At 68.3% G+C, this 13,627-nt stretch carries 12 protein-coding genes and 1 pseudogene; 3 read left to right on the top strand and 10 right to left on the bottom strand.

The genetic code is table 11. The features are described 5' to 3' along the window. Positions 1-9: 9 nt before the first annotated feature. The 7 genes from H7A85_RS12765 to pcaD are packed head-to-tail and all read right to left on the bottom strand — an operon-like array spanning position 10 to position 6,209. The gene (locus tag H7A85_RS12765) at positions 10-1,053 is read right to left on the bottom strand and encodes a 3-carboxy-cis,cis-muconate cycloisomerase (protein ID WP_182086310.1); all 1,044 of its coding nucleotides are present in this window, start codon (positions 1,051-1,053) and stop codon (positions 10-12) included. Continuing rightward, a complete protein-coding gene (gene pcaF / locus H7A85_RS12760; RefSeq protein WP_182086309.1) occupies positions 1,050-2,252 on the bottom strand; it encodes a 3-oxoadipyl-CoA thiolase in 1,203 nt (400 codons plus the stop codon). Before pcaF ends, H7A85_RS12765 begins: the two co-directional genes overlap by 4 nt. 1 nt (position 2,253) lies before the next feature. After that, the gene (locus tag H7A85_RS12755) at positions 2,254-2,946 is read right to left on the bottom strand and encodes a 3-oxoacid CoA-transferase subunit B (RefSeq protein ID WP_182086308.1); all 693 of its coding nucleotides are present in this window, start codon (positions 2,944-2,946) and stop codon (positions 2,254-2,256) included. Continuing rightward, complete coding sequence (locus H7A85_RS12750) at positions 2,943-3,677, bottom strand: 3-oxoacid CoA-transferase subunit A (RefSeq protein WP_182086307.1); 735 nt, start codon at positions 3,675-3,677, stop codon at positions 2,943-2,945. The genes H7A85_RS12755 and H7A85_RS12750 overlap by 4 nt, the downstream gene beginning before the upstream one ends. Before the next feature lie 8 nt (positions 3,678-3,685). Next, entirely contained in the window at positions 3,686-4,312 is a 627-nt protein-coding gene (gene pcaG, locus H7A85_RS12745) for a protocatechuate 3,4-dioxygenase subunit alpha (protein WP_182086306.1), read from the bottom strand. Continuing rightward, entirely contained in the window at positions 4,312-5,034 is a 723-nt protein-coding gene (gene pcaH, locus H7A85_RS12740) for a protocatechuate 3,4-dioxygenase subunit beta (RefSeq protein ID WP_182086305.1), read from the bottom strand. Before pcaH ends, pcaG begins: the two co-directional genes overlap by 1 nt. Then, on the bottom strand, positions 5,031-6,209 hold the full coding sequence (gene pcaD, locus H7A85_RS12735) for a 3-oxoadipate enol-lactonase (RefSeq protein WP_182086304.1): 1,179 nt from the start codon (positions 6,207-6,209) through the stop codon (positions 5,031-5,033). Before pcaD ends, pcaH begins: the two co-directional genes overlap by 4 nt. A gap of 105 nt (positions 6,210-6,314) precedes the next feature. On the opposite strand from pcaD, the gene pcaQ reads away from it, so the two are divergent. Then, on the top strand, positions 6,315-7,262 hold the full coding sequence (gene pcaQ, locus H7A85_RS12730) for a pca operon transcription factor PcaQ (RefSeq protein WP_182086303.1): 948 nt from the start codon (positions 6,315-6,317) through the stop codon (positions 7,260-7,262). Between the two features lie 21 nt (positions 7,263-7,283). On the opposite strand, the gene H7A85_RS12725 is transcribed toward pcaQ, so the two are convergent. Both H7A85_RS12725 and H7A85_RS12720 read right to left on the bottom strand, forming a co-directional pair. Further along, positions 7,284-8,282, bottom strand: coding sequence for an EthD domain-containing protein (locus H7A85_RS12725; protein WP_182086302.1), 999 nt, complete (start codon positions 8,280-8,282; stop codon positions 7,284-7,286). A gap of 11 nt (positions 8,283-8,293) precedes the next feature. Beyond that, the gene (locus H7A85_RS12720) at positions 8,294-9,364 is read right to left on the bottom strand and encodes an SDR family oxidoreductase (RefSeq protein WP_182086301.1); all 1,071 of its coding nucleotides are present in this window, start codon (positions 9,362-9,364) and stop codon (positions 8,294-8,296) included. 103 nt (positions 9,365-9,467) lie between these two features. Here H7A85_RS12720 and H7A85_RS12715 point away from each other — a divergent pair, with 103 nt between their 5' ends. Next, on the top strand, positions 9,468-9,860 hold the full coding sequence (locus H7A85_RS12715; RefSeq protein ID WP_182086300.1) for a helix-turn-helix domain-containing protein: 393 nt from the start codon (positions 9,468-9,470) through the stop codon (positions 9,858-9,860). Between the two features lie 386 nt (positions 9,861-10,246). Then, a complete protein-coding gene (locus H7A85_RS12710; RefSeq protein ID WP_182086299.1) occupies positions 10,247-12,727 on the top strand; it encodes a membrane-bound PQQ-dependent dehydrogenase, glucose/quinate/shikimate family in 2,481 nt (826 codons plus the stop codon). Between the two features lie 254 nt (positions 12,728-12,981). Here H7A85_RS12710 and H7A85_RS12705 read toward each other — a convergent pair. Next, a pseudogene (locus H7A85_RS12705) lies at positions 12,982-13,598 on the bottom strand (transposase). Positions 13,599-13,627: the final 29 nt, after the last annotated feature.

Below are 13,627 nucleotides of genomic sequence, written 5' to 3'. Positions count from 1 at the left end.
CCCGCGGCATCAGCGCGATCGGCCCAGCGTCGCGCCGTCGAGCAATTCGAGCGCATGCCCAAGCGCCGCGCCCGTCGCTTCCGCGATCTGCGGAACGACTGACCATTCCAGGGTCCAGGCCGAGCCCGAGCGTTCGTTCTCGTGGATCATCGACTGCTGGAGAGCGCCCATCAGATTGGCGTTGAGGCGCGCGATGGCGACCAGAACCTCCGCCCCGACCGGATTCTGCTTGTGCGCCATGGCCGAGGATGCCCCCCCGCCGGCCAGCTTGATCGCGGCGATCTCGTTCTGCGCCATCAAGGCGACATCCTGTCCGATCTTGCCGAGCGTTCCGGTCAGGAGGACCAGACCCTGCGCGACGTCCATGATCGCGGTGCGATCCGAGTGCCAGGGGGCGGCATCGGCAAGGTCGAGACGCCGGGCAAGCTCGGCGCGCACCGCTGCCGCCTCGCCCCAAAAGCTCGATCCGTCGCCGATCGGTCCTGCGAGCTGGACGGCGAGGCCCTCCCGCAGGCTTGCCAGCCGCCGGGCGTGGTTGCGCAAAGGGGTGGTCCATGTCCGCAGCTTGGCGGCGACCGTGAAGGGAAGGGCGGCCTGCATGCGCGTCTGCGCCATGAGCGTGCGCGTGCCCTGCTCCGCGTCGAGCCGGTCCAGACGGTCGATGAGCGTTGACAATCGCCCGCCTAGGATGTCGAACACGGTCCGCAGCCTCAGCATCAGGCCGGTGTCGATGGCGTCCTGGCTGGTGGCGCCAAGATGCACCAAGCCCCCGAATGGCTCGCCCACGACCTGCCGCAACTGGCGGACCAGTTCCGGAACGACGACGCCGTCGCGTCGAAGGCCCGAGGCCAACCGATCGAAGTCGAACGCCATGTCGGCCAGCGCGCGCCCGATCGCTTCCGCCGCGGACGGATCGATCAGCCCGGCCGCCGCCTCGGCCTCGGCCAAGGCGATCTCGAAGCGGCGAAGGGCATCCACCTCGGCGTCCGGCCGAAACAGCGCGGCGATGGACGTGTCGCCGGTGAGCGCGCCGAGCAGCGGTTCGCGGGTCACGCCTTTTCCAGGGCCACGGCGATGCCCTGCCCGACGCCGATGCACATGGTGGCGAGCGCCCGGCGCCCGGCGTTCAGCTGCAGTTCCAGGGCGGCGGTTCCGGTGATGCGCGCGCCCGACATGCCGAGCGGATGGCCGAGCGCGATGGCGCCCCCGTTCGGATTGACGCGCGCGTCGTCGTCGGCGATCCCGAGGTCCCGCAAGCTCGCGAGACCTTGGGATGCGAAGGCCTCGTTGAGCTCGATCACGTCGAAGTCGCGCTCCGAAAGCCCCAGCCGCTCCATCAGCTTACGGGAGGCGGGGGCGGGGCCGAAGCCCATGATGCGGGGAGGCACGCCTGCCGTCGCACCGCCGAGGATGCGGGCGATGGGGGTGAGGCCGTGCCGCCTGGCCGCCGCTTCGGACGCCACGATCAACGCCGCCGCTCCGTCGTTGACGCCGGACGCGTTGCCGGCCGTCACCGTTCCGCCCTTGCGGAACGGGGTCGGCAGCTTGGCCAGCGTCTCGATCGTCGTGGCGCGCGGGTGCTCGTCCCGGTCGACGACCTTGGGCTCGCCCTTGCGCTGCGGGATCGTGACGGGGACGATCTCGCGGGCGAGGCGGCCGTTCTCCTGTGCTTCGGCTGCCTTGTTCTGGGAGCGCACGGCGAAAGCGTCCTGGTCCCCTCGGCTGATGCCGAAATCCTCAGCGACGTTCTCGCCCGTTTCGGGCATGGAATCGACGCCGTACTGCGCCTTCATCAAGGGGTTCACGAAGCGCCAGCCGATGGTCGTGTCGTGGATCTCGGCATGGCGCGAGAAGGCGGTCTCGGCCTTGGGCAGGACGAACGGGGCGCGGCTCATCGATTCGATGCCGCCGGCGATCACGAGTTCGGCCTCCCCCGCCTTGACCGCGCGCGCGGCCGTGATCACGGCGTCCATCCCCGAGCCGCACAGGCGGTTGATCGTGGTGCCCGTCACGGTTTCGGGAAGACCCGCCAGAAGCAGGGACATGCGCGCCACGTTGCGGTTGTCCTCGCCCGCCTGGTTGGCGCAGCCGAAGACGACGTCGTCCACCGCCTCCCAGTCCACGGAGGCGTGGCGCTCCATCAGCGCCCGAAGCGGCACGGCGCCCAGGTCGTCAGCGCGCACGGACGAAAGCGCTCCGCCGAAGCGGCCGATGGGCGTGCGCAGATAGGCGCAGATGAACGCTTCTGTCATGTCAGATGTCCTCCGCCTGCAGGTCCGCGACCCCGTCCGGAACGACGAGTTCGGCCCCCGTCATCGCCTGGAGCTCGTCAACGGACAGGGAGGCGAGCTTTTCGCGCAGGACGAAACGTCCGTTCTCGACATCGACCACGGCATGGCTCGTGTAGATGCGCGTCACGCACCCCACGCCCGTCAGCGGCAGGGAGCACCGCTTCACCAGCTTGGGACGTCCGTCCTTGGTCACGTGGTCGGTGATGACGGCGACGCGCTTGGCGCCGTGCACGAGGTCCATCGCACCGCCCACCGCCGGCACGCCCTTGGGACCGGTCGACCAGTTGGCGAGGTCGCCGGTCTCAGCCACCTCGTAGGCGCCGAGGATCGCGACGTCCAGATGCCCGCCGCGCACCATCGCGAAGGAATCCGCGTGATGGAAGAAGGTGGTGCCCGGCTTGATCGTCACCGCCTTCTTGCCGGCGTTGATGAGATCCCAGTCCTCGCTTCCCGCCGGCGGGGCTTCCCCGAAGCCGAGAATGCCGTTCTCCGTGTGGAAGACGGCCTGTCGCCCGGGCGGCTGGAAGCGCGCCACCATCTCGGGCAGGCCGATGCCCAGATTGACATAGGCGCCGTCCGCGATGTCCTGCGCGGCGCGCCAGGCGATCTGGGCGGGGGAAAGACGCGGGGCGTCGGTGGAAGCGGGCGCGCTCATGCGGCGATCTCCGGATAGCGGGCCTCGGCGCGGTTGAGGTCCTCCTCCTGGGCCGGATCGCTCACCTCGACGAGCCCCTGTACGAAGATGCCGGGCGTCACCACCGTTTCGGGATCGATCGCGCCGGGCGCGACGATCTCGCTCACCTGCACGATCGCGTTCGCGGCGGCCATGCACATCAGCGGATTGAAGTTGCGTGCCGCCTTGTTGAAGACGAGGTTGCCGAGCGTATCGCCCCGATGGGCCTTCACCAGCGCGTAGTCGGCCTTCAGCCAGAGCTCGCGCACGTAAGGGCGACCGTCGAACTCCTCGACGGGCTTGCCCTTGGCCAGATCCGTGCCGAAGCTCGTCGGCGTGTAGAAGGCGGGAATGCCTGCCCCGCCTGCGCGGATGCGCTCGGCCAACGTGCCCTGCGGCACCAGCTCCAGTTCGATCTCGCCGGCCAGATAGCGTTCGGTGAAGACGCGCGGATCGGCCGAACGCGGAAACGAGCAGACGAGCTTTCGCACCATGCCTTGCTCGATCAAGGCGGCCAGACCCACATGACCGTTGCCCGCGTTGTTGTTGACGACCGTCAGGTCGCGGGGCGAGCCCGTCGCCAGAAACCGGTCGATCAGGGCATGGATGAGTTCGATCGGCGCGCCCGAGCCGCCGAAGCCGCCGATCATCACGACGGCGCCGTCCGGGATGCCGGCCACCGCATCGGCGAGGCTTGATATCGTCTTGTCCATGATGGCCTTCAGATGTCGAGGAACACGGTTTCGTTCTCGCCTTGCAGGCGCACGTCGAAGCGGAAGACGGGAAGCCCGTCTCGCTCGCTTCGCGGCGCAACGAGGGTCGCGCGGCGCTCGGGCTCGGGAATGCGGTTGAGAAGCGGATCGGTTGCGTTCGCCTCCGCTTCGTCGCCGAAGTAGAGGCGCGTATGCAGACCGATGTTGATCCCGCGCGCCACGATCCAGACGCTGACGTGCGGTGCCTGCATCCGGCCGTCGGGATAGGGCACCGGTCCGGGACGGATGGTCTCGAAGCGGAACGAGCCGTCCCGGTCGTCGACGGGCTGACGCGCCCAGCCGGCGAAGGCCGGATCGGCCCGGCCGCGCCGCTCCTGCGGCGAGTTGTGAAGGCCCGCCGCATCGGCCTGCCAGATCTCGACGAGCGCGTCGCGCACCGGAGCCCCCGAACCGTCGGTGATGCATCCTTCGAGGATCACCCGCTCGCCCCGGGTGTCGGGTCCCACCAGGACGAGGCCGAGGTCGCTCTTCCAGACGCCGGTGATCTCGACCCAGTTCGGATTGGTGCCGATATGGACATAAGGGCCGGCGGTCTGCGAAGGCGATTCCTTGAGGTAGCGAAGCGGCTGGACCATCAGTTGCCCTCCATCCGGTTCTCGAACATCGTGGAGCGGCGGCCGCGCAGCACGATGTCGAACTTGTAGGCGAGGCTGTCCATGGGAAGGGTCGCGTTGCGGTCGAGCGCGGCGACGAGCTGTTCGATCCCCGCCCTGTCGGGGATCGTGCGCACGATCGGGCATTGCCAGATCATCGGGTCGCCCTCGAAATACATCTGGGTGATCAGGCGCTGGGCGAAGGCGTGGCCGAAGATCGAGAAGTGGATGTGCGCCGGGCGCCAGTCGTTCACCCTGTTCGGCCAGGGATAGGCCCCTGGTTTGATCGTGCGGAAGGAATAGCGCCCGTCCTCGTCGGTGATCGCCCGACCGCAGCCGCCGAAGTTCGGATCGAGAGCGGCGAGATAGCTTTCCTTCCGGTGGCGGTAGCGCCCGCCCGCGTTGGCCTGCCAGAACTCGACCAGCGCCCCGCGCACCGGACGCGCCTCCTCGTCGAGGACGCGGCCGTAGACCACGATGCGCTGGCCGATCGCCTCGCCGCCGTTCTGGCTCCAGTTGCGGATGAGGTCGTTGTCGAGCGGTCCGAGAACGTCGTGCCCGAAGACCGGCCCGGTTTCCTCCGAGGTCGTGGTGGGAAGCGACAGGAGAGCGTGGCGCGGCGACCGCAGCACCGACGTCTTGTAGGTCGGCGTGTATCCCGGCGGATGCCAGTCCCGGTCGCGTTGGAAATACGAGCCGCTCATGGAGCCTGCCTCCCGTTCATATCGGCCAACACCGTCTTGGCGATCCGGATCGCATGGTTGGCCGCCGGAACCCCGGCATAAACCGCGACGTGCATGAGCGCCTCGGCGATGTCGCTCTGCGTGGCGCCCGTGTTGCGCGTGGCGCGCACATGCATGGCGACCTCCTCGTCCTGGCCGAGCGCGGCCAGGAGCGCGATGGTGACGATCGAGCGCTCGCGGCGGGTGAAATGGCGGCCGGACCAGACCGTTCCCCAGGCCCCTTCGGTGATGAAGCGCTGGAAGGAGCGGTCGAAATCGGTGATCGCGGCGCTGGCGCGATCCACGTGGGCATCGCCCAGAACCGACCGGCGCACCGCCATGCCGGCATCGTAGCGTTCCGCCTCTGGCTGCCGGACGGCGGAAACGTGCTCGTCGATCAGCCGGGCGATCTCGACCGGCTGATCGATGCAGGGGAGATGGCCGGCGCCCGGGATCTCGACGAAGCGGCTGCCGGCGATGCGTTCGGCGGTGTCGCGCACGAGCGCGGGCGGCGTCGCCAGATCCTCCGTTCCCACCGCGACGAGGGTCGGAGCTCGAATGGCGGCGCATTCGGGCCGCAGGTCGGCGTCTCTGAGGGCCGCGCAGGTGCCCGCGTAGCCGGCGACCGTCGTGCGCTCCAGCATCGCTTGCCAACCTCGCAGCGCCGCCGGCTCCCCGGAACGGAACGAGGCGCCGAACCAGCGCTCGACCACGGCGGCGGAAATGGACGCGAGGCCATTTTCCTCCACCGAAGCGATCCGTTCGTTCCAGCTTTGCGTAGTGCCGATCTTCGCCGCCGTATCCAGGAGGACCAGCGCTTCTACGCGTTCGGGATGACGCGCGGCGAAGGCCTGTGCCACGAGACCGCCGACCGACAAGCCGACGGGAACCACCCGTTCCCATCCCAGCGCGTCCAGAAGGCCCGTGAAATCCTCCAGATGCAGGTCGAGCGAATAAGGGGGCGGCGTTTCCTCGCTCAAGCCATGCCCTCGCATGTCGTATAGCAGCAATTCGTGGTCGCGGCTCAGCCGCTCGACGACCTCGTCCCAGATGCGCAGGTCGCTGCCGAGCGAGTTGAGGAACGCCAGCCGCGGCCGGCCGGGTGGTCCCGCCAGGCGATAATGGATGGCGATGCCGTTGACGGATCTGAAAGGCATGGACTGCGGACGCTCCTCCCGATGCGGCGACTCTCATGCTACAAGGCTTGCGAAGCGGACGGAAATGACCTTTTGTCGGCTCAATATAACCCTGGAGTTATGGGAATGTTGCCGCCCGGTATCCGGATGCGCCATCTGACGACGTTCGTGGAGGTCGCCAGGGCGAGGAGCTTCGTGAAGGCGGCGGACGCGCTGGCAGTGACGCAGCCGGCCGTTTCCAAGACCGTGCGCGAGCTGGAAGCGCTGCTGGCCGTTCCGCTTCTCGACCGTTCGCGCCGAACGGTTGCCCTCACCACCTTCGGCGAGATCTTTCTGCGCCATGCCGAGGCCAGCCTCGTTTCGCTGCGTCGGGGCGTCGGGGCGCTTCTGGATGCGCGTTCCCCGCAGGCGCCCCCGCTGCGGATCGGCGCCCTGCCGACCGTGTCGGCCCGGCTCCTGCCGCAGGTTCTCCGGGCGTTCATGGCCGCCGGTCTGGGCGCGGTGCCGCGCGTCGTCACCGGACCCAACGCCTATCTCCTGTCCCAGCTCCGAGGCGGCGACCTCGACATCGTCATCGGGCGCATGGGCGATGCCGCGGAGATGGCGGACTTCGCCTTCGAGCAGCTTTATTCGGAACGGATCGCCTTCGTGGTGAACCCTAAGCACCCCTTGCGCCAGCGCAAGGCGCTCGACGTCTCGCGCATCTCCGAGTTCGAGGCGCTGATGCCCCCGCCGGGCTCGGCGATCCGGCCGGTGGTGGATCGCCTCGTCCTGGCGCTCGGGCTTCCCCGGTTCCCGGCCGTCCTGGAAACCGTGTCTCCCGCGTTCGGCCGGGCCTATGTACGCGGCGGGGACGCCATCTGGCTGATCTCCGAGGGCGTGGTGGAGCAGGATGTCGCCGACGGCACACTGGCGACGCTGCCGGTGGACACGGCGCAGACCCTCGGGCCGGTCGGCGTGACCATGCGCGCCGACCGGCCCGTCGATCCGGCGAGCGAGACGCTTCTGGCCGAGCTGCGCCGCGCCGCCGCCCGGATCCGCAGCCGCGACCCCGCCGTGTCGCGCCTCCCATAGCCGGCAATCCGGCCGATTTGGTCAGCGCTGCGTCGCCAGTTCCGGCATCAAACGGTTGATCACGCCGTAGTTCACCGCCGTCCACCACTCCGACCCCGCGCCCGCAAGCGCGTTCTCGGACTTTTCGATGGCGCCATGGTCGGGGCTGACGAGGTAGTCCTCGACATCGTTCACGCTGGCGAAGGACAGGACGGAGACCGCGTCGATCTTGACCCCCTCGGGATCTTCCTGCGTGGAGCCGATGTTGTGGAGCTGGGCATAGCGGCGAACGAATTCGTGGGTCGCGCCCTTGGACATGACGAGATCGGCATGCTCGTCCAGAAGGCGATGCTGGAACTCGTCGCGCGTCAGCTCGGGCCGGCGCACATGGATCTTCACGAGGCTGATCGGATCGCGGTGACGGGCGCTGGGGATCAGGATGAACTCGCGCGCGATCTCGCGCGTCACCATTCGGAACACGGTCTGCTCGTCGGCGATGATGCGCCGGGCGAACTTCTCCTGTCCGAGCGTCGCCTCGATATCCGCTTCGCTCTCGTAGGCGATATAGGCGAAGCCGTCCCAGCGCGGGCGCTCCATCCGGGGAACCCGCTTCTCGGGATCGGAGGGTAGGCGCCCCGTCTCGTCGACCATCGCGCGATAGGGCGGCGCGAAGAAGGAGGAGGGGCCGGCCGCGATGCGGTGGACCTGGTCGTAGCGCAGCACGCGCTCGGACGAACTGCCCGGCTCGTTCCAGGCGAACTTCGGTCCATGGACCTTTCGCCAATATTCGTCCCAATGCTCGAAGGCGAGGTCGGGGTCGGGTTCGAGCGCCAGGGCCTGCGGCCGCCGGTCGGGATGCTCGACCCCGCTCCCCGAGCGGCCCCTCGATGAGCCCTCGTCGTGCGGGCGCTCGCGCCAGGACGTATCGTCCGCGCGCGTCAGGAACGTCGGCGTGACGATCAGCGGCCGGGTCGTGGAGCGGAACTGCGTGCGAAGCGGCGCCCGGTGTTCGTTGTCGGCACGCTCGAAACCTTCGTCCATGTCCACCTCCTTCACGGGATCAGCCGGTCGGCGCGCAGCTTCTCGAACAGATCGAAGAAGGCCGCGTCGGTCGCCTGATAGCGCAGGAAGCCGAGCTGCCGGCTCTTGCCCATGTCGGTGACGACCTCGATCGGCCGGCCGAGATCGGCATCCGTGTGCCAGGGCGAGGCCAGACGCGACAGGTCGGCCTCGGCGAGGTTCTCGCGCTCCGCGATCCGGCGCCAGACGGCGTCGTCCCCTCGCATCTGATCTTCGAGCGGCGTCACCGTGCCGTCGAAGGGCGCGGGCTCGAGGCCGAACCACTCGGCGATGCGGCCCCACATCCAGCTCCAGCGGAAGACGTCTCCGTTGACGATGTTGAACGCCTCGTCGGCGGCCGCAGGGGTTTCGGCCGCCCAGAGAAGCTGGTGCGCGAGCTGGCGCGCGTCGGTCATGTCGGTCAGCCCGTTCCACTGCGCGGCCGAACCGGGGAAGCGGAAGGGACGGTCCGTCTCGCGACAGAGCGTGGCATAGACGGCCAACGTCGTGCCCATGTTCATCGCGTTGCCGACGGCCTTGCCGATCACGGTATGGGGGCGGTGGACGCTCCAGGTGAACCCGTCGCGCCGGGCAGCGGCGAACACCTCGTCCTCCTGCGCGTAGTAGAAGTTGTCGACCGGGAGCCGACCCTGGCTTTCGCGGAACGGCGTCTCGGGCAGCGTACCCTTCCCGTAGGCCTCGAAGGGTCCGAGATAGTGCTTGAGCCCCGTTACCAGCGCGACGTGCCGGGGCGTCTCGGCCGATGCGCCCGGCGCCAGGCCGTCCAGAAGGTTGCGCACCATGCCCGCGTTGACCCGGATATTCTCGGCCTCCGTCGGCTGCCGCAGCCATGTCGTGACGAAAACGGCGTCCGGCGCGTGTCCGCGCAGCGCGGCTGCGGTGGCGCCGGCATCCTGCAGGTCGGCCGCGACCGGCTCGACGCCGGGCTGGGCCACGGGTCGACGGGCCAGTCCCAGGACCCGCCAGCCCTTTTCCAGGAGCAAAGCAGTGGTGGCGCTGCCGACGATGCCGCTGGCTCCGACCACGAGGGCGGTCTTGGTCATGGTCGCTTCTCCGTGCATGAGCGTTTCGATCGATCTAGGCAGGGCCGACACGAAGGGCTAGACGGAACCAGATGGGGACATAGGCACCCGGAGGTACCCATCCATGCGACCTGGAACGCTCGACGAGGACTGGCGCGAGGACTGCGCGCCGCGCCGCGTTCTGGAACTCTTCGCGACCAAGTGGACCAGCATGGTCCTTCATACGCTGCACGCGCGCCACTCGGGGCGCTCACGCACCGGCGTCCTCCAGCGTTCGCTGCCCGGCATCTCGAAGAAGATGCTGACGCAGACGCTGCGGGAGATGGAAGCGAGCGGGCTTCTAACCCGCCATGTAGCGGGGAGCGTGCCGCCGGCCGTCGAGTACCGGCTGACGCTTCTGGGCGAACGCTTTGTGGAGCCGGTGGAGCTTCTCTACGGCTGGGGGCGGGCCAACAGCGACGCCCTGGACCAGCTGGGCGAAAGGGCGACGTCGCGGCGCGCCTCGGGAAAGCGCTGAACCCGGAACGGAAGGAACCCGGTTGCCGCCCCTTCTCGCGCTTCGCCGGAGGGGAGGGGAGAGACGCGCCCGAGCGGCGCTTCGGGATCGATGTTCGAACCCAAGGCGGAACGTGTCCCGCTTCCCGCCGGGCGGATCCATCCACGCCGGCCGCGGTCGGCATCCGATCGTCGCCCGGGGCCGATGCCCCGGCGACCGCCCTCGCGCGTCGATTCCTGCCGGCCGTCTCCCGAACGGTTCCGCCAGTCGGGATCGCGAACGCAATGTTCACCCCTCGACCTTCGGGTTGAACAATTGGAATGGGAGGAATAGGGACGGCGGATCTGCTTCTCGCATGTGCGAAGACTTGCGGGAACGCCAATCCCCGGAAGCGGAACCCCGTCGTCATGGCCCATTCCACGCAAGGTATCGGTACCCTCGCTCGCATCTGGCTCGCGATCCTGGGCCTCGTCCTGTTCGCAGCCGGCGCCTTCTTCGTGGTAGGCGGGGTGAAGCTTCTGTCGCTGGACGGAAGCTGGTACTTCCTGGTGTCCGGCGTCCTGATCTGCGTGTCCGGCCTCCAGGTCGCTCGGCGCCGGGCGTCCGGCGCCGGCCTGTTCGCGCTCGTCGTGGCGGGAACGGCGGCTTGGGCGGTCTGGGAAGCGGGGCTGGCCTTCTGGCCGCTGGTGTCGCGCTTGTTTGCGATGGCCGTCGGTCTGGTCGTCGTCTTGGCGTCCCTGCCGCTCCTGCGCCGCGCCTCGGGCCGGTCTTCCTTGACGGGCCTGGCCCATGGCGGGGCGACGGTGGTCGCGCTGGCCTGCGCGGCGACCGCCTACGGCATGTTCCAGCCCCACCCGGACGTGCGCGCCGTCGGCACCACCGAGCTGACGCCCGTGGCCACCGACGCCCCGCCGACGAACTGGTCGCATTACGGCAACGATGCCGGCGGCACGCGGTTCGCGGCCCTGGACGACATCAACCGCGACACGGTCTCGCGGCTCGAGATGGCCTGGACCTACCATACCGGCGACACGCCGCTCAGCCCGACCGGCAACGAGGCGGAGGACCAGCAGACCCCGCTTCAGATCGGCGACCGCGTCTTCCTTTGCACGCCGCACAACAACGTCGTCGCGCTCGATGCCGACACGGGGCGCGAAATCTGGAAGAACGAGATCAACGCCCGCTCCACGGTCTGGAACCGCTGCCGCGGGCTCGGCTATTTCGACGCCACGGCGCCGCTCGCCCGGCCGAGCGCGCCCGGCTCCACGCCGCCCGCCCCCGTGGCGGTCGCGCCCGGCGCGCCCTGTCAGCGCCGCATCCTGATGAACACGATCACGGCGGAGCTGATCGCGCTCGACGCCGACACCGGCGCCTTCTGCCCGGACTTCGGCGCGAACGGCCGCGTCGACTTGAAGGAGGGCCTCGGCAACGCCCCCGACCCCCAGTACCAGCTCACCTCGCCGCCGACGATCGCCGGCACCACGGCGGTCGTCGGCGGCCGCATCGCCGACAACGTGCAGGTCGACATGCCGGGCGGCGTGATGCGCGGCTTCGACGTCGTCACAGGCGAGTTGCGCTGGGCCTTCGATCCCGGCAATCCGGCCATCACCAGGTTGCCGCCGGAAGGGCAGACCTATACCCGCTCGACCCCCAACGTCTGGGCGCCGATGACCTACGACGCGGCGTCCAACACCGTGTTCATGCCGGTCGGAAGCCCGTCCGTCGACCTTTGGGGCGGCACCCGCACCCCGCTCGACCACCGCTACGGCGCCTCCATCCTGGCGCTGGACGCCACCACGGGACGCGAGAAGTGGGTCTATCAGACGGTCCACAACGACCTTTGGGACTTCGACGTGCCGATGCAGCCGACGCTGATCGATTTCCCCACCGGGGGCGGCGCCACCGTTCCGGCCGTCCTCTTCGGCACCAAGGCGGGCCAGGTCTACGTGCTCGACCGGGCCACCGGGCGCCCGTTGACGGAGGTGGTGGAGCAACCGGTCAAGGCCGGCGACGTCGTGCGCGAGCAGTATTCGCCGACGCAGCCGCGCTCCGTCGGCATGCCGCAGATCGGTGCCGAGACGCTGAGCGAGGCCGACATGTGGGGCGCCACCCCCTTCGACCAGCTCCTGTGCCGCATCCAGTTCAAGTCGATGCGCTACGACGGCCTTTATACCGTGCCGGACACCGACACCTCGCTGAGTTTTCCCGGCTCGCTCGGCGGCATGAACTGGGGCGGACTGTCGGTGGACCCGAACGCCCAGTATGCGTTCCTCAACGACATGCGCCTCGGCCTTTGGGTGCAGATGGTGCCGCAGCAGCCGGCTGAGGTCGCGGCGATGAACAGCAACCCGACCGGCACGACGCCACCGGAAAAGAAGGCCGAGGAGAACAACGGCGGCGAAGCGCCCAACACGGGCATGGGCGCGGTTCCCCTCAAGGGCACGCCCTATTCGGTCAACAAGAACCGGTTCCTGTCGCAGCTCCAGATCCCCTGCCAGAAGCCGCCCTTCGGCTCCTTGACGGCGATCGATCTGAAGACCCGGAAGATCGCCTGGCAGGTGCCGGTCGGCACCGTCCAGGATACCGGTCCCTTCGGCATCAAGATGCACGTCCCGATTCCCGTCGGCATGCCGACGCTGGGCGGAACGCTGGCCACGCAGGGTGGGCTCGTGTTCATCGCCGGGACGCAGGACTACTACCTGCGCGCCTTCGATTCGGGCACGGGCGAGGAGGTGTGGAAGGCGCGCCTTCCCGTCGGCAGCCAAGGCGGGCCGATGACCTACAAGTCTCCCAAGACGGGTCGGCAATACGTGGTGATCTCGGCTGGCGGCGCTCGCCAGTCCCAGGATCGCGGCGACTACGTCATCGCCTACGCGCTGCCGAACTGAAGCCCGTTGTCCACAGTCTCGTGTCGTTGTCTCGATGCGGTCGAAGCGATCGGGTGCTTTCTCGCCTCGGGGCGACGCGAACTGGGGCCGTCATCAGCGCAATAGGCTCACTCCGGCTTTTTGCCGTGCAACGCTCGAAAGGTTTTGGGACGGTGCCGCCAGCTGGACGCTTCACTGGCCTGCCCACTGAAAAGTGTTCTTGCCTGAATTAGGCTTCCAAGTTTTTGAGGCATGTTAGGGTCAGGACTCATAGCTCAGAGCCAGAAGAGGACTGTGGCAGCCAGCGCGATGGCGGAGAAGAAGACGGTTGGGCACCAGTCGTAGCGGATGGCAACGCGGCGCCAGTCCTTGAGCCGCGCGAACATGATCTCGATGTGGTTGCGGTGACGGTAGCGGCGTTTGTCGTATTTGACAGGCGCGCAGCGAGACTTTCGGCCTGGAATGCAGGGCTTAATGCCCTTCACTTCATAGTCGCTGACCGGCCCGGCGGTCATGAAGAAGTTCAAGGGCCGTCCGTTCGCATCGGCCACTGCGTGGAGCTTGGTGTTCAGGCCCCCTTTGTGCAGCCGATCAAGCGACCAAGCTTCTCTGTTTGACCGCGAGGCTCGATGCCGTGCGACGGGCCTTCAGATAGGTCGCATCAATCATGACGGTCCTGGGATCGGCATTGGCTGCTGCCAGACCTTCCATCATTCGGACGAAGGCACCCGCTTCAACCCCAACGCTTCCAGCGGTTGTAAAGCGTCTTCGCGGGCCCATAGCGCCATCACAGCCCGTTGCGGTTGACGAAGATGATGCCGCTTAGAACCCGCTGGTCGTCGATACGTGGCCTGCCGTGGCTCTTAGGAAAGAACAGACGAAGCCGCTCCATCTGCTCGTCCTTCAGCTAGTACAGGTCGC

The organism is Aureimonas sp. ME7, from assembly GCF_903970965.1.
Classification (GTDB): domain Bacteria; phylum Pseudomonadota; class Alphaproteobacteria; order Rhizobiales; family Rhizobiaceae; genus Aureimonas.
The sequence above is the reverse complement of the archived record's forward strand: the minus strand, read 5'-3'. Positions and strand labels throughout refer to the sequence as shown.